The organism is Dyadobacter soli, assembly GCF_900101885.1.
Taxonomy (GTDB): Bacteria; Bacteroidota; Bacteroidia; order Cytophagales; family Spirosomataceae; genus Dyadobacter; species Dyadobacter soli.
Genome location: NZ_FNAN01000011.1, coordinates 159,865 through 174,021 on the forward strand (window position 1 = coordinate 159,865; position 14,157 = coordinate 174,021).

Consider the following 14,157-nt stretch of genomic DNA (forward strand, 5'->3'; position numbering starts at 1 on the left):
AACCATGAAAATATTACAAGATAAGGTTGCCATCGTTACCGGGGCGGGCTCGGGTATCGGGCGTAGTGTCGCGCTCGCTTACGCAAGGGAGGGTGCAAAGGTTATTGTTTCGGATACGGATGAAGATTCAGGCCGGGACACCGTCCGCCTGATTGCCGAAGAAGGAGGCGACAGCTTTTTTGTCAAATGTGACGTTTCCTCCCCGGAGGAAAATGAATCGCTCGTTTGGGCGGCAATTGATCACTACGGGGCGCTACATATTGCGTGCAACAATGCTGGAATAGGCGGTGCAATGGCGCCAACGGGCATGTACCCCGTTGAGGCTTGGAACAAAGTGATTGCCGTGAATCTTTCCGGCGTATTTTACGGCGTACGCTACCAGATTCCCGCCATGCTTAATTCGGGTGGGGGAGTCATTGTGAATATGGCCTCTATTTTGGGCAGCGTCGGCTTTGCCAACAGTCCGGCGTATGTGGCCGCCAAGCACGGCCTGCTCGGGCTTACCAAAAATATCGCGCTTGAATATGGTGAGAAAGGAATACGGGCTAATGCAGTTGGCCCGGCATTTATCAAAACGCCGCTGCTGAAATACCTGGACGAACAGACCATGCAATGGCTGGTAAGCCGGCATCCGGTCGGGCGAATGGGCGAGCCGGAAGAAGTGGCCGAACTGGTGCTGTGGCTCAGCAGTCCGAAAGCTTCATTTGTTACAGGCGCCTATTACCCGGTTGATGGTGGTTACCTGGCGCAATAAAAATGCAACGATGACTGACGTATTTCTGATCCGCACTCTTGCCGCGTCACGAAGGACCAACGTAGCTGTGCTTTGTGCCTGGCTGGTTTTCAGTTGCCAGCAGCGGCCCAAGCCCATCCGGCCGATCCAGGGCGCTATCACAGAATCGGTTTATGCTTCCGGCGTTGTTAAAAGTGAAGGGCAGTATCAGGCTTTTGCAGCGGTTTCCGGCGTTATTGACAGTGTCTACGTCAGAGAAGGACAACGGGTCAGCAGAGGACAGACGTTACTGACTATCATGAGTGATCAACAGAAGCTGGCCAGCGAGCGGGCACGCCTGGCTGCCGAATATGCCTCGTTGCCAGCCAATGAAGGCCGTTTGCAGGAAATGCGGCGCAATGTGGAGCTGGCTATCGAAAAGTTTAGCAATGATTCTTTGCTGCTGGCCCGCCAACAGCGGCTTTGGCAACAGAAAATCGGGACGCTTGTGCAGGTTGAGCAGCGTGAGTTACAATACAATGCTTCCGCTGCCGCCAGGAAGTCTTCTCAAAGGCAGCTCGCAGATCTTCGGCGGCAGTTGGCATTGGATTCAAGGCAATCGCGTTTGACTTGGAGAATCTCGCGTGCCCAAGAAGAGCAGTTCAGGGTCATGAGTCAAGTCGACGGCGTGGTTTTTGATCCATTGCGTGAGAAAGGTGAAAGTGTCGCGCCGCAGACTGCCCTGGCGATTCTTGGAGGCACTGTTAATTACATGCTGGAATTACAGGTGGATGAATACGATATTTCCAGGATTAGGGGCGGAGCACAGGTCCTTGTAACAATGGATAGCTACCAGGGCCAGGTCTTGGAAGCCGTTGTAGAACAGATCCACCCCATTATGAACGCGCAGACCAGAACCTTTACCGTTCAGGCACGGCTTAAACACCCCCAGCCAGGGCTTTACCCGAACCTGACATTAGAAGCCAATATTGTCTGTGCCTACAAGAAAAATGCTTTGCTGATTCCCAGGAGCTATATGGTCGATGATTCGACCTTATTGCGTAAAAATGGCGACCGGATCGGCGTCCGGCCAGGGCTGCGGGATCTGGAAATGGTCGAGATACTGTCGGGATTATCCGCAAGAGATGAAATAATCCAGCCTGAACAGTGAAATACGAGCTACTCATCGACATATCCCGGGCGCTGCTGCTGGCCAGGTGGAAGCAGACGCTTGTCGCTGCGATAGGCGTTACGTTCAGCATTACCATGTTTATCAGTTTGCTAAGCTTTATGTCTGGACTTAACCAGCTTTTAGACGGGCTGGTTATTAACCGGACGCCACATATCCGGCTTTACAACGATATTAAGACCTCACCCGTCCAGCCGGTTGCCTTGTCGGCTAACTTCAAAGGGGCTTCCCACCACTTTGTCCGATCGGTCAAACCGAAAGCGGCGCGGCCTGAAATTCGGAACAGCCTCGCTATCATCAGAGCCCTGCAGAAAGATCCGATCGTGCTCGGCGTGGCGCCCAAACTCGTTACACAGGTTTTTTATAACCTCGGAGCTGTCAGGATCAACGGAATCATTAACGGCATACAGCCCGAGCAGGAGAAACGGCTTTTCCTTTTTCAAGACTATGTCACCTCGGGTGCTGCCGGCGATCTGGACAGGGTCTCTGGCGGTATTATCCTTGGGAAGGACATCGCCGATAAAATGATGGCCGCGCCCGGACAGGTAATCTATGTGACCACCATCACAGGCACCACTGTGCCGTTGAAAGTGGTAGGTTATTTTCAATCCGGTCTGCGTGAAATTGATCAGGTGAACAGTTATGTCTCGATCGCCACCGCACAAAAGCTGGTTGGCAAACCATCTAATTATATCACCGATATCCAGATCAAGCTGTACGATGTCGGCGATGCGCCAGCGCTAGCGATGAAGTTAAGCAAGCGCTTTGGCGTAGATGCCATCGATGTTCAAACCGAGAACGCCCAGTACGAAACCGGCAGCTTTATTCGTAGCCTGATCTCCTATGCGGTCGGCATTACCTTGCTCGTCGTGGCTGGCTTTGGCATTTACAATATTCTGAATATGATCATCTACGAGAAAATGGATTCGATCGCTATCCTGAAAGCAACAGGGTTTTCCGGTGGGGACGTTCAATTCATCTTCACGGGCATTGCTGCCGGAATCGGTATTTCGGGAGGGGTGATTGGTCTGCTGCTGGGTTTTGGAGGTTCTTTGCTTATCGATCAGGTTCCATTTGAGACATCTTCGCTGCCCACCGTCAAAACATATCCTGTTAACTACAATCCTGTTTTTTACCTGATCGGATTCGTTTTTTCTGTCACTACCACATTTTTTGCAGGCTATTTTCCCGCACGAAAAGCCAGCAGGATCGATCCGGTTATCATTATCAGAGGAAAATGAAAGAGCTCATTTTGCAAACCAGCCATATTAGCAAGTCGTTCGGCGATGCGGTTGATGTACCGGTATTAAGCGATATCAATTTACAGCTTGCTAAGGGAGAATTTGTGTCGGTAACAGGCAAATCCGGCTGCGGTAAGTCCACGCTGCTTTATGTTTTATCAACGATGGATACCGATTACGATGGAGAGCTTTATATTGACGGTGTTTGCATGAATGGCAAAACCGAGCCGCAGCTTGCCAGGGTTCGAAACGAAAAGATCGGATTTGTATTTCAATTCCATTATCTGCTCAATGAATTTTCCGTCCTGCAAAACGTCATGATGCCCGCGCTTAGGCTGGGCCGGTGGGAAGCTGATGAAATCCGGCAGCGGGCCTATGACAAGCTTGTTACACTGGACATGGCTCAGCACGCTCAAAAGAAACCCAATCAGCTTTCAGGAGGTCAAAAGCAACGTGTGGCCATCGCCCGGGCGTTGATCAACGATCCACTGATCATTATGGGTGATGAGCCCACGGGAAACCTAGACAAGCGTAACAGTGAAATTGTCTTCGAAACTTTCCTGCAACTGGCCCAAACGCAGGGTCAGACGCTGCTAATCGTAACCCACGACCAGGAGTTTGCCCGCAGGACCGGTCGAACAATTCAAATGCAGGATGGAAAGGTTGCTTAATGTCTTGCCTGCTGGCGCGCCAGGTAAATGCCTTGCACGATGACCACACCGCTGATCAACATCGGCACTGCATCCGGCAGGTGGTCACTGGCTGTGATCAGATCAAAGACTCCGTGCCAGATGACCAGCGGAATGATGGTGCCTGACCTGTGGAACAGCCATCCGAGCAGGACCGATCCGTAAAGCAAGCTGATTGCCCATCCGATCACTCCCCAGCCCATTTCGCGGTAGTTTTCGTTGAAAGCGAAGGCAGGTAAATGCCAAAGCATCCAAACCCCTGCTACCCAGGCGGCGGCTTGGAGGCGCCCGCACGTTTTTATTAGGAAGGCATAGAGCCAGCCGCGCCAGCCGGCTTCTTCACCGATGCCGAATGTGATCATCCAAACTCCCAGAACCATTACAGGCGACATGCCAGGCAGTTTTGCGGTTTGGCCCAAATGACTAAGTGAACTGAATCCTCCTGTGACGATTCTAGCTCTTTATATATTTCCAGTGAACCGATATACTCCGGTAAGGCAATGTCATTGATATAGGTATGATATACAAAAAGCACCAACAGCTGCGCCTTTGTCTTATCAGCAATTCGAATGGCGAAAGAGAGGGCCTTTTCGGCATTCTCAGAGAAATCGGTGGGTACAAGGATTTTTCTCATGGTCAGATGGATTGAATTGACGGAAGACGGTATGAATCTGCACCAGATTTCAGCCCGTCCATTGGGTGGATTTATGATGCATGTCATGTGGGTTTGTGATAAATGCTTTCACCCGGACAGACTTGACGCGGCTTATCACAGTCATCTTTAAAGCTGACCATTGTCATGATCATGCGCGCGTCAAATGGCCAATTTTACGGCACATTCCACCTGAAAAGCAAACCGTTATGTTGCCTCAAACCATGAAAGCGGCGGTCGTTCGTCAGTTCGGCAAACCGCTACAAATAGAAGAAGTTGCCGTGCGGCGCCCCGGCAATCACCAGATCCTGGTCAGGATCGTCGCCAGCGGCGTATGTCATACCGACCTGCATGCCACCGATGGCGACTGGCCAGTCAAGCCGCAGTTGCCGCTCATCCCCGGGCACGAGGGGATCGGTTACATTGCCGCAATAGGGCCACAGGTCACCGGGGTCAAAGAAGGCGACATAGTCGGAGTGCCCTGGCTGTACAGCGCCTGCGGTTGCTGCGAGTATTGCGTCACCGGCTGGGAGACGCTTTGCGATGCCCAGCAGAACGGTGGTTACAGCGTCGATGGCAGCTATGCAGAGTATGTGCTGGCCGACGCGCGCTATGTGGCGCACCTGCCGTCCGGTACGGATATGATTGGTATGGCGCCGATCTTGTGTGCTGGGGTGACCGTTTACAAGGGCCTCAAAGAAACCGAGACGAAAGCAGGGGAGTGGGTAGCCATTTCCGGGATAGGTGGCTTGGGGCACCTGGCGGTGCAATATGCGAAAGCCATGGGAATGCACGTGGCAGCCATTGATGTAAGCGATGAAAAGCTCGAACTGGCCCGGCGGCTTGGGGCGGATCTCACAGTAAACGCCATGCATCAAGATCCCGGCGCTTTTCTGAAAGAGCAAACCGGCGGTATGCACGGCGTGCTGATCACTGCGGTTTCACCGGTGGCTTTTCAGCAGGGAATCTCGGCGCTGCGCAAAAAGGGCACCATGGCCCTGACGGGACTGCCGCCGGGCAGCTTTGATCTGCCTATTTTTCAAACGGTTATCAACCGGCATACCATCCGCGGTTCGATTGTCGGCACGCGCAAGGATATGCAGGAGGCGGTCGGCTTTGCACTCGATGGCAAAGTGAAAGCGACGGTCCACACCGCGCGGCTGGAAGAGATCAACAGTATATTTGACGATATGAAAGCGGGCCGTATCGAAGGGCGGGTTGTGATGACCATGTAGGGTATGCCGGCTGCCGATTCAATTTCACAAATACAACTCGGGCAGATTCCACTGCCAGCGCTATATCAGGCACTTGGCACCGATGGAAACGGGCTTGACAACGAGCAGGCTGCGCAAAGACTACAACGCGCCCTTGCCAATGAGCCTGATTCAGGTAGACGATCATCGCTGGCATTGTCAACGCTGATCAAGCAGTTTAAAAGCCCGCTCGTGCTGCTGCTGCTGGTAGCAGTGATTTTATCCGCCTTTTTAGGTGAAGTTTCCGATACGCTCATTATCGGCTGCATCATCCTGGCAAGCGGACTTTTGAGCTTCTGGCAAGAGTTCAAGGCGGGCCAGGCGGTTGAAAAGCTGCAAAAACTAATCTCGCAGAAAATCACCGTATTGCGTGAGGGTGTTGAGCAGATCATTGATGCCGAGCAGGTAGTACCGGCAGATTTGATCCTGGTCAAAGCGGGTGATATTATCCCAGCCGATTGCCGGATAATTGACAGCAATGAACTGCATGTTAACGAAAGTTCGCTGACCGGAGAAAGTTTTCCTGCAGAAAAGATGGCAGGACAAATCAGTATTCAAACCGCGCTTTCAGACAGCTTCAATTGCCTTTGGCAAGGCACCAACGTAATCAGTGGCACAGGCAAGGCACTCGTGGTTCGCACGGGCGGGGATACTGTTTTCGGTAAACTTCGGCAGAGCCTTTCAGGCAATTCTGAAACCGCCTTCGAGCGCGGAATTCGGGGTTTTGGCTACTTTCTTTTGCAGATTACCACCGTTTTAACGCTGGTAATACTCGCAGTCAATATTTATTTCGGAAAGCCGCTCGTTGATTCGGTGCTCTTCTCGCTGGCATTAGCTGTGGGAATGGCGCCCGAGCTGCTTCCCGCTATCATGACAGTAGCCATGTCGAAAGCCGCCGCGCGCATGATGGAGCGGAAGGTGATTGTCAAAAAGCTTTCTTCGATTTTTAATCTGGGCGAAGTGACTGTGCTATGCACCGATAAAACAGGAACTATCACCGAGGGCAGCGTCAGGGTTTGCGATGCGGTTGACGCGGCCGGGAAATCCTGTCAGCATCTACGCCAGTATGCTTACCTGAATGCGGTCATGCAGCAGGGTTTTGCCAACCCGATCGATCAGGCGCTGGCCGATTTGGCTATCGGTGAGAAAGGCTACCGCAGACTTAATGAAGTTCCGTACGACTTTATAAGAAAGCGGGTGACTGTCCTGGCAGCGAGTGATAGTGGAAATGTGATGATCAGCAAGGGGGCGCTCGAAAGTATTCTCGCTGTATGTTCCTTTCTGGAAGTTGGCAACAACGATTCGGTACTGCTTGACCAGACTCGCCGCATCGCATTACTAGGTCAATATGAGGCCTATTGTGAGCAGGGCTACCGCGTGCTGGGCATTGCCGTCAAAAATACCCAGCTCGGCCATATCACGCGGGCCGACGAAAGCGAAATGTCGTTTGCAGGATTTCTGTTATTGGAAGATCCGTTAAAGCCTTCGAGCCTTGCCTCTCTTCACAGGCTGCGAGAGCTGGACGTAGAAGTCAAAATCATTACCGGGGATAACCGTTTCGCCGCCGCTCATATTGCCCGAAGACTTGCGATTGAGAGTGGCCGCATATTAACCGGGCCTGATCTGGACAACCTTTCTGAGGAGGCTTTCGGGCAGCGCGTGATGAGCATAGCCGTTTTCGCTGAGATCGAGCCACATCAGAAAGTCAGGGTGGTCAAGGCGCTCAGAGAGCAGGGCGCAGTAACTGCCTATATCGGAGATGGGATCAATGACGTTGCGGCTATCAATGCGGCTGACGCGGGTATTTCCACCGATAATGCGGTTGACGTTGCTAAACAGGCGGCCGACTTCGTCCTGATCGAGAAAGACTTGTCTGTACTGGCCGACGGTATCCTGGAAGGTCGCAAGTCATTTGCCAACTCGATGAAGTACATCTTCATCACGACCGGGGCAACTTTTGGAAATATGTTCAGCATGGCCGGCGCTTCTCTTCTGCTTCCATTTCTTCCCATGCTTCCAAAGCAGATCCTGCTCACCAATTTTATTACCGACTTTCCTGCTTTGGCTATCGCCTCCGACCACGTTGATTCCCAGCAAACGACCGGAGCCGGAAAATGGAACATGCGTATGATCCGCCGCTTCATGGTTGTATTTGGTTTGCACAGTTCATTCTTTGACTTTCTGACCTTTTATATTTTATACTTTCATTTAAAGCTATCCGGTGCCGCTTTTAGAACGGGCTGGTTTATTGAGTCAGTGGTCACCGAGCTGCTCATTTTACTTGTAGTAAGAAGCAGGCGCCCGTTTCTAACCAGCAGGCCTTCGCGCTCCCTTTTCCGGCTCACGTTTGCGGCCCTTGCTGTCACAGTGATTCTGCCGGCTTCCCTGGTTGCAAACCAACTGGGATTTGCCCGGATTACACTTGTAGAAATCGCCTGGATTTTCGGTATACTGATCGCTTACCTGATCAGCGCGGATTTACTCAAAGTGCGCTTTTTTAGGAAGTACGAAATGGGACGGCAAACATGATGCCGTGACATTCACGATTTTTCAATTCTTAAATGAAAGTTTACATATTACTGGCCCATCCCGATACTAAGAGTTTTAACGGTCATATTGCCGACGCTTGTGAAGTAGCCTTGCTGTCGGCAGGCTACCAGGTCCGCCGACAAAACATTGGGCAGATGCGCTTCGACCCAATCTTATGGCATGCCTATGGCCAAGTTCAAGAGTTGGAAGAAGATCTGCTTACGGCCCAGCAGAACATATTGTGGTGCGATAAATGGGTGATCATTTATCCTGTCTGGTGGGGCTCGGTTCCTGCGTTGTTCAAAGGCTTCCTGGACCGTGTCTTATTACCCGGATTTGCATTTAAGTACCACGAGAAGGGTCCTTTTTGGGATGGCTATCTAACGAAAAGGTCGGCGCACATCATTGCAACTTCTGACGCCCCGGCTATCTGGCTCTGGTGGCAGTATCGCAATAGCGATATCAGGGCGATCAGGAAAGCTACGCTTGAATTTTGTGGATTCAAGCCTGTGAAGGTGTCAAGAATCGGGCGGGTCAAGTACCTGACCACCGCGCAGATAGAAATGGTTGTCGCCAAGCTCGCCCGCCAGATCCGACTAGAATAAAGACATTGTGTGGGCAGGTTCAAAAATGTCAATCCGCTCTGAGCAAAGTCATGTTTTGCGGTGGCAGTTGTCATCCTGTTTGACAGGGTGAGAATGTAATTTAGATCCGGCGTATAACCACAAGGGTTGCGCATGTAATTAGCTAAACACCTGTCCTATGAAACGAATACTTGTCCCCTGTGATTTTTCGGCAGCGGCGAATCATGCCTTTCAGTTCGCTGTCGAGATGGCGGCCGCCTGCGGTGGTCATGTGCTGGTACTGAAAGTAATGCAAGTTCCGACGATTTTTGGAAATGGGATGCCTGGGCAGCCTTTCGCTGCGATCGATCCAATTCCGATGATTGATGAATGGATTGCATACAGTGAGAAGGAGTTTGAAAAAATGAAAAGGAAAACTGGCCGCGCCGCGGGCTCGGTAGAGCTGCTGCTGGAAACCGGATACGTAAACGATGTCATCCGCGATGTGATCACAAGGGAAAAGGTCGATCTGGTCATCATGGGCACTGACGGTGCGTCAGGGTTCAAGGAAATCTTCATCGGCTCGCATACCGAAAAGATCGTGCGGGCCTCTGTGGTGCCCGTGATGGCAGTACACGGCCCGTTTCATCTGGAATGGGTCAAAAATATTGTCTTCCCGACCAGTATGGAGCTCGATCAAAAACCGCTCATTGAGCAGATCAAGGCGTTACAGTCATTATTCTCAGCAGTGATACACTTGTTATACGTGAACGGGTTTCCTTTTTCCCTGGAATCTGACGAGGAGGCTGAGCGTAAACTGGAAGACTACGCCCTGTTTTATGGCTTGAAAGACTATACTGTTCATGTGAGCAGGGGACTCAACGTCCAGGAAGGTATCCTCAAATACGCGCGGCGTATCCCCAATTCGATCATCGCAATGGGCACGCACGGGCATAAAGGGCTCGCGCATTTTACCGAAGGCAGCGTCGCCGAAGATGTGGTCAACCATCTGTCGGAGCCTGTTTGGACATACGTATTGCAATGAGTTGGTATTCATCCATTAGCCTGACCTATTATGAGCAGTTGTATACCCGATCTTGCCATTGTTGAGCAGATCAATAGCATTCTTCACCGGGATATCCGTATTGATGAGCATGACATTCACGTAAGCGTTCACCAGGGCTGGGTATTCCTTGACGGGCACGTCGACTTTGAGGCCGACCGCGACCTGGTTCAATCCCGGATTGAAAACGTGGCCGGCGTGTGTCGCATTACCAATAATCTGACCTATCCACGGCACACAAGTATTTGACGTATGAATGATTCGGCTGATATACTGCGTATTCTTGTTCCCTTCGACGACTCGGAAATTGGTCGGCTGGCGCTGGAAGTTGCCGCAGAATTCGAACGGCAAATGAACGTCGAGATTTTTATGCTCACAGTAGAGGAGGACGTTGGAACGAGGGTGCAGCCGGTAAATGCCGGTAGCGAGCTTGGTCAATGGATCTCAGCTTTTCCGCCGGCCATCAAAATCCACCCATTACAAGTGACGGGGCGTTTTGTCGATTCTGTGCTTGATGTGGTTGACTGACATCATATTGATTTAATTGTCGTTGGCACACGGGGAGCCAGGGGATGGGACGGCGTCTTTATGGGATCGCACGCAGAAAGGATTGTGCGCGTTTCTCCGGTTCCGGTCTTGAGCATTCAGCAGCGCCGGCACTTTGCAGGATCAGCAGAAATTTTGGTTCCGGTCGATATTTATGCTAATCCAGCGGAACTGCGCTTCTGCCTTTCAAGATTTTCTCACCTACTCGATAGCCGGTTTCATCTTCTGTACATCGACACAAATGCGCCTGGCCTAGCGCGAGCATCTGCGCAGCAGCTCGAAGAATATGCGCATATACTGGCACTGTCGCATTGCGCAACATCGATTATAATCGCAGAGGACATCACCGAGGCGATACTCAAATTCGCCGCGCAGATCGGCGCGGATATGATCGCGATGGGAACACTGGGCAATCCAGACCCGTCCTATATGTTTCGTCCCAGTATCACAGCGGACGTTGTCAACCATGCCAGAATACCTGTTCTTACATGCCCGCTGCGGCAGGCACTCATTCAACATTAAATCTTACTACCATGACCTATCAAGCAGAACAAGAAAAAGTCACCTTTGTACTGCCGCTGTATTTTGCAAAAGCAGAAGTGACCTTTACCCGTCAGTCCTCAGACGATGGGCTTACCGTACCGATTATTCCCGCCAACGGGCCGCGCGTGAGCATTTCAACCCGCCGGTTTGCCAAGGGTTTTTGGCTTGCCCAGCTTACTTGGTCTGTCGGGCGGCAGCGATTTTGCAGTGAAGGTTGGTTTGAAATAGCGTGAGAGTATAAAAGAAAAAGGCTGCGCCGGCAGCCTTTTTCTTTTATACGTGTTCAATGATTTATGGATGCGCGATGAATAGCGGCAGGTTCAGGCTGCGGATCAGCGCATCGGCTGTGCTTGGCGTGAGCAGGTTCGAAAATGCGCCGCGGCCATAAGAGCCCATTACAACCAGCGTCTTTTTCTTGTTCATCAAATATGCATACAGCTCAGGGCCGGGACGCCCATGAAGTTTCTCGAAATGTGCATTAGAATAGTGCGAGCTGATCAGCCGAGCCAGTTTGCCGCTGTTGGCCTCGTCCGGCTCCCCTCCACCTACAACCTGAACGATCGTCAGCCGGGTGTCTTCCAGCTCGGGTAAAAGGTAAGAAAACTGCTTGATCGCATGTGCAGCGGCAGCATTGCCATCGTAGGCGAAAACGATCTGTTCGACGCCCTCAAAAGTAGCCGGGGCGATGATCACCGGGCATTCTATGGCACAAAGCACATCTTGCAGGAATGGACTGGGCTTTTTCTCGTCCGAACCCTCGAAGGACAGGTCGCTACCAACGATCATCAGGTCTGCAAAGCGGCTTTCGGCCAAAATCTGTTCAAGGGGCTCGCACGGGTTCTCATGTACACTGGCATGAACGCCTTGCCGTTCGCAGATGGCGCGGAACGTTGCCTGGTTTTCTTGCAACAGCTGCTGGCTTTCCTTAAAGTCGGGAAGGTCTTTCAAAGTAATTGTTTCGGTAAATGGTGCCCCGAATGCTATTTTCATTTCGGGAATCTGCCGGTAGGGCGCGTTTTGCATGAAAATCGCTGTGAGTCGCGATTGTGTTAGCGAAGCAATGTAGCATGCGAACTGGATGTGATCGGTATTAAGATGACCGGCATCGATCACCAGGCGGATGTTTTTCATGATTGTAGGTGGTTTAAATAGATTCCGGGATAGGGGTTTTCATCGAGCCGGTGCCGGCCAGGTTGGTATGGAGCTGGAATGCCTCTTCCAGCAAATGCGGAGTATGTCCGCCACGAAGACATGCGCGCTCGAAATACGAATTCAGTTCCGCCTGGTAATCCGGATGTACGCAACGGCTGAGAATGGCCTGGGCCTTCTGTCTGGGCGACAGACCCCGCAAATCGGCAAGGCCTTGCTCGGTGACAATAACATCCACATCGTGCTCGGAATGATCCACATGGGTGACCATCGGGACTATACGTGAAATTTTGCCGCCCTTGGTAATGGACTCGGTGACGAAAATGCTCAGGTAGCTGTTCTGCGCAAAATCAGCAGAGCCTCCTATGCCGTTGACGATATGGCTGCCGACAATATGGGATGAGTTGACATTTCCATAAATATCGCATTCCAAGGCTGTGTTAATGGCGATAATGCCCAGCCGCTGGATTACCTCGGCCGCATTGGTAATGTCTTGGGGCCGTAGCAGGATCTTGTGCCGGTAATGCTCAAAATCAGCAAACACACGCCGGTAGCAACCTTCTGACAAGGTCATCGAGCTGCCAGAGGCAAAATCCATCTTGCCGCTGTCGATCAGCCGGCAAGTACTGTCCTGCAATACCTCGGAGTACATGGTAAGATGCTCGAAGTCGCCCTGTGCAAGTCCGCTGAGAACGGCGTCGGCGATCTTACCGATACCTGCCTGGATAGGTCTGAGCGATCGTGTGAGCCTGCCGGCTGCTATTTCGTTTTCAAAAAAATGCAGTAAATGCCTGGCAATGGCGGTGGCAGCAGCATTATCGGCTGCCGTCTCGGCGGGGCTGTCTTTCTGGTTGGTGAAAACGATCGATACGATCTTTTCCGGATCACAGCTAATCACATCCTGCCCGATGCGTTGCCATACCTCAGTGATGGGCAGTATCGCTCTGCCTGTCGGATCTTCCGGCAAATACACGTCGTGTATGCCGCGGATACCGGTCGGCACAGCTTCATTGATTTCGACAATCACCTGTCTGGCTTGTTGTACAAATATCGCCGAATTGCCCACGGACGTAGTAGGCACAATACTGCCGTCGGCTTCGATGTATGCCGCTTCGATGATCGCGATGTCTACGGGCGGCAAAAAGCCGTTGCGGATGTGCGCTGCGGTTTCGCTCAGGTTTTCGTCGATGTAGGAAAGTCCGCCCTCATTGATGATCGTCCGCATAACCGGATCGGATTGAAACGGCAGCCGCACGGCTATTGCGCCGGCGGTGGCCAGCGCGCCATCGGTTCCCTGGCCCAGCGAGGCCCCGGTCATCAGGGTAATGCGGGTATGTTCATATTCGGCTTTTTCGGCTAATGCGGCTAGGACTGCCTTACTGTCGCCCGAACGCGTGAAGCCGCTTGCCCCTACGACCATTCCGTCGTGGATCAGCTCGGCGGCCTGGCTTGATGACATGACTTTGGAAGCCAGGGAGGTATGTTTAATTCGGGATGTATCAGGCATGGTGTTTGTTTTTTAATTTGACGGATTTCGGATTCGTTGAGGCGGGGGATTGGCCGCTCTCGGTTCTCACCAGGCGTAGCATCGCCCAAGCAAGCAATAAGGGCATCGGAAAGGCTGCGTACAGTCCCAAAGGGGCAATAGCGATTAAAAAGATAATCCCCGCCCAGCAGCCCGCTTGGAATAACTCTCCTCTGGTGGTCATGGCCAGGGCAATTAAAAGCTGGCATACGGCAATGGTTAGAACCATTGGCGTAATGATCGGAATGAAAGCGCCGAGGATAAATCGCTTGTAAAGCGGCATGGCGCTATCGGCAAAATCCTTGTAGTTCCATGGTGCATCGAGCGCGGTATAGGCGTTAAAACCCGCAGCGAACAAGAAAATTAGCAGCAGGATCATGCGCGCCAACGGGGGCCGGGTTTTGCTAATCCGGATCATGAAGATTGCCAACGCGTTGCAGCCCAGGTAAAATACCCAGGAGACCAAGTCAAAGAATTTGAGTGAATCCATCATGCTGGCTGTT

17 protein-coding genes are annotated in these 14,157 nt (G+C 52.0%); 12 read left to right on the forward strand and 5 right to left on the reverse strand.

Going from position 1 to position 14,157, the window contains the following annotated elements:
• Positions 1-4 precede the first annotated feature (4 nt).
• Genes BLQ88_RS19175 through BLQ88_RS19190 form a run of 4 tightly spaced genes read left to right on the forward strand, consistent with a single transcriptional unit; the run spans position 5 to position 3,813 of the window.
• Positions 5-754 (forward strand): SDR family NAD(P)-dependent oxidoreductase, encoded by a 750-nt coding sequence (locus BLQ88_RS19175; protein WP_176885027.1) that lies wholly within the window; start codon positions 5-7, stop codon positions 752-754.
• 10 nt (positions 755-764) lie between these two features.
• Complete coding sequence (locus BLQ88_RS19180; protein ID WP_090153840.1) at positions 765-1,883, forward strand: efflux RND transporter periplasmic adaptor subunit; 1,119 nt, start codon at positions 765-767, stop codon at positions 1,881-1,883.
• Positions 1,880-3,142, forward strand: a complete 1,263-nt coding sequence (locus tag BLQ88_RS19185) for an ABC transporter permease (protein ID WP_090153461.1) — start codon at positions 1,880-1,882, stop codon at positions 3,140-3,142. The genes BLQ88_RS19180 and BLQ88_RS19185 overlap by 4 nt, the downstream gene beginning before the upstream one ends.
• Entirely contained in the window at positions 3,139-3,813 is a 675-nt protein-coding gene (locus BLQ88_RS19190) for an ABC transporter ATP-binding protein (protein WP_090153463.1), read from the forward strand. Before BLQ88_RS19185 ends, BLQ88_RS19190 begins: the two co-directional genes overlap by 4 nt.
• Here the strand turns inward: BLQ88_RS19190 and BLQ88_RS19195 are convergent.
• Together BLQ88_RS19195 and BLQ88_RS19200 are read right to left on the reverse strand one after the other, a co-directional pair.
• Positions 3,810-4,223, reverse strand: a complete 414-nt coding sequence (locus tag BLQ88_RS19195; RefSeq protein WP_090153465.1) for a CPBP family intramembrane glutamic endopeptidase — start codon at positions 4,221-4,223, stop codon at positions 3,810-3,812. The two genes, BLQ88_RS19190 and BLQ88_RS19195, sit on opposite strands and share 4 nt — an antisense overlap.
• Positions 4,211-4,465: a universal stress protein gene (locus tag BLQ88_RS19200; RefSeq protein WP_143016876.1), complete on the reverse strand. Its 255-nt coding sequence runs from the start codon at positions 4,463-4,465 to the stop codon at positions 4,211-4,213. Before BLQ88_RS19200 ends, BLQ88_RS19195 begins: the two co-directional genes overlap by 13 nt.
• Positions 4,466-4,587: 122 nt before the next feature.
• Here BLQ88_RS19200 and adhP point away from each other — a divergent pair, with 122 nt between their 5' ends.
• The 8 genes from adhP to BLQ88_RS19235 all read left to right on the forward strand — a co-directional run bounded on the left by adhP (position 4,588) and on the right by BLQ88_RS19235 (position 11,213).
• Positions 4,588-5,718: an alcohol dehydrogenase AdhP gene (gene adhP / locus BLQ88_RS19205; protein WP_229212753.1), complete on the forward strand. Its 1,131-nt coding sequence runs from the start codon at positions 4,588-4,590 to the stop codon at positions 5,716-5,718.
• A 3-nt stretch (positions 5,719-5,721) separates the two neighbouring features.
• Complete coding sequence (gene mgtA / locus BLQ88_RS19210; protein WP_090153470.1) at positions 5,722-8,265, forward strand: magnesium-translocating P-type ATPase; 2,544 nt, start codon at positions 5,722-5,724, stop codon at positions 8,263-8,265.
• A 32-nt stretch (positions 8,266-8,297) separates the two neighbouring features.
• Positions 8,298-8,870 carry an NAD(P)H-dependent oxidoreductase gene (locus BLQ88_RS19215; RefSeq protein WP_090153472.1) on the forward strand — a complete coding sequence of 191 codons (573 nt, stop codon included), beginning with the start codon at positions 8,298-8,300 and terminating at the stop codon, positions 8,868-8,870.
• A gap of 157 nt (positions 8,871-9,027) precedes the next feature.
• Complete coding sequence (locus BLQ88_RS19220) at positions 9,028-9,873, forward strand: universal stress protein (RefSeq protein WP_090153474.1); 846 nt, start codon at positions 9,028-9,030, stop codon at positions 9,871-9,873.
• Between the two features lie 30 nt (positions 9,874-9,903).
• Positions 9,904-10,140: a BON domain-containing protein gene (locus BLQ88_RS37545; protein WP_090153475.1), complete on the forward strand. Its 237-nt coding sequence runs from the start codon at positions 9,904-9,906 to the stop codon at positions 10,138-10,140.
• 3 nt (positions 10,141-10,143) lie between these two features.
• On the forward strand, positions 10,144-10,419 hold the full coding sequence (locus BLQ88_RS37210) for a putative universal stress family protein (RefSeq protein WP_229212755.1): 276 nt from the start codon (positions 10,144-10,146) through the stop codon (positions 10,417-10,419).
• A 15-nt stretch (positions 10,420-10,434) separates the two neighbouring features.
• A complete protein-coding gene (locus BLQ88_RS37215; RefSeq protein ID WP_229212769.1) occupies positions 10,435-10,959 on the forward strand; it encodes a universal stress protein in 525 nt (174 codons plus the stop codon).
• 11 nt (positions 10,960-10,970) lie between these two features.
• Positions 10,971-11,213: a hypothetical protein gene (locus BLQ88_RS19235; protein ID WP_090153477.1), complete on the forward strand. Its 243-nt coding sequence runs from the start codon at positions 10,971-10,973 to the stop codon at positions 11,211-11,213.
• A gap of 58 nt (positions 11,214-11,271) precedes the next feature.
• On the opposite strand, the gene BLQ88_RS19240 is transcribed toward BLQ88_RS19235, so the two are convergent.
• From BLQ88_RS19240 to BLQ88_RS19250, 3 genes are read right to left on the reverse strand one after another with little or no spacing between them, the layout of a single operon-like run.
• On the reverse strand, positions 11,272-12,111 hold the full coding sequence (locus tag BLQ88_RS19240; protein ID WP_090153479.1) for a universal stress protein: 840 nt from the start codon (positions 12,109-12,111) through the stop codon (positions 11,272-11,274).
• A 13-nt stretch (positions 12,112-12,124) separates the two neighbouring features.
• Positions 12,125-13,636, reverse strand: a complete 1,512-nt coding sequence (scpC, locus tag BLQ88_RS19245) for a succinyl-CoA:acetate CoA-transferase ScpC (RefSeq protein ID WP_090153481.1) — start codon at positions 13,634-13,636, stop codon at positions 12,125-12,127.
• Positions 13,629-14,147 (reverse strand): hypothetical protein, encoded by a 519-nt coding sequence (locus tag BLQ88_RS19250; protein ID WP_090153483.1) that lies wholly within the window; start codon positions 14,145-14,147, stop codon positions 13,629-13,631. Before BLQ88_RS19250 ends, scpC begins: the two co-directional genes overlap by 8 nt.
• Between the last annotated feature and the right edge of the window lie 10 nt (positions 14,148-14,157).

Excerpts from the sequence above, each read along its gene's own strand:
- BLQ88_RS19175 (WP_176885027.1), top strand. The coding sequence starts at position 5 with ATGAAAATATTACAAGATAAGGTTGCCATCGTTACCGGGGCGGGCTCG.
- BLQ88_RS19180 (WP_090153840.1), top strand. The coding sequence starts at position 765 with ATGACTGACGTATTTCTGATCCGCACTCTTGCCGCGTCACGAAGGACC.
- BLQ88_RS19190 (WP_090153463.1), top strand. The coding sequence starts at position 3,139 with ATGAAAGAGCTCATTTTGCAAACCAGCCATATTAGCAAGTCGTTCGGC.
- BLQ88_RS19195 (WP_090153465.1), bottom strand. The coding sequence starts at position 4,223 with ATGTCGCCTGTAATGGTTCTGGGAGTTTGGATGATCACATTCGGCATC.
- BLQ88_RS19200 (WP_143016876.1), bottom strand. The coding sequence starts at position 4,465 with ATGAGAAAAATCCTTGTACCCACCGATTTCTCTGAGAATGCCGAAAAG.
- mgtA (WP_090153470.1), top strand. The coding sequence starts at position 5,722 with ATGCCGGCTGCCGATTCAATTTCACAAATACAACTCGGGCAGATTCCA.
- BLQ88_RS19215 (WP_090153472.1), top strand. The coding sequence starts at position 8,298 with ATGAAAGTTTACATATTACTGGCCCATCCCGATACTAAGAGTTTTAAC.
- BLQ88_RS19220 (WP_090153474.1), top strand. The coding sequence starts at position 9,028 with ATGAAACGAATACTTGTCCCCTGTGATTTTTCGGCAGCGGCGAATCAT.
- BLQ88_RS37545 (WP_090153475.1), top strand. The coding sequence starts at position 9,904 with ATGAGCAGTTGTATACCCGATCTTGCCATTGTTGAGCAGATCAATAGC.
- BLQ88_RS37210 (WP_229212755.1), top strand. The coding sequence starts at position 10,144 with ATGAATGATTCGGCTGATATACTGCGTATTCTTGTTCCCTTCGACGAC.
- BLQ88_RS19235 (WP_090153477.1), top strand. The coding sequence starts at position 10,971 with ATGACCTATCAAGCAGAACAAGAAAAAGTCACCTTTGTACTGCCGCTG.
- BLQ88_RS19240 (WP_090153479.1), bottom strand. The coding sequence starts at position 12,111 with ATGAAAAACATCCGCCTGGTGATCGATGCCGGTCATCTTAATACCGAT.
- scpC (WP_090153481.1), bottom strand. The coding sequence starts at position 13,636 with ATGCCTGATACATCCCGAATTAAACATACCTCCCTGGCTTCCAAAGTC.
- BLQ88_RS19250 (WP_090153483.1), bottom strand. The coding sequence starts at position 14,147 with ATGATGGATTCACTCAAATTCTTTGACTTGGTCTCCTGGGTATTTTAC.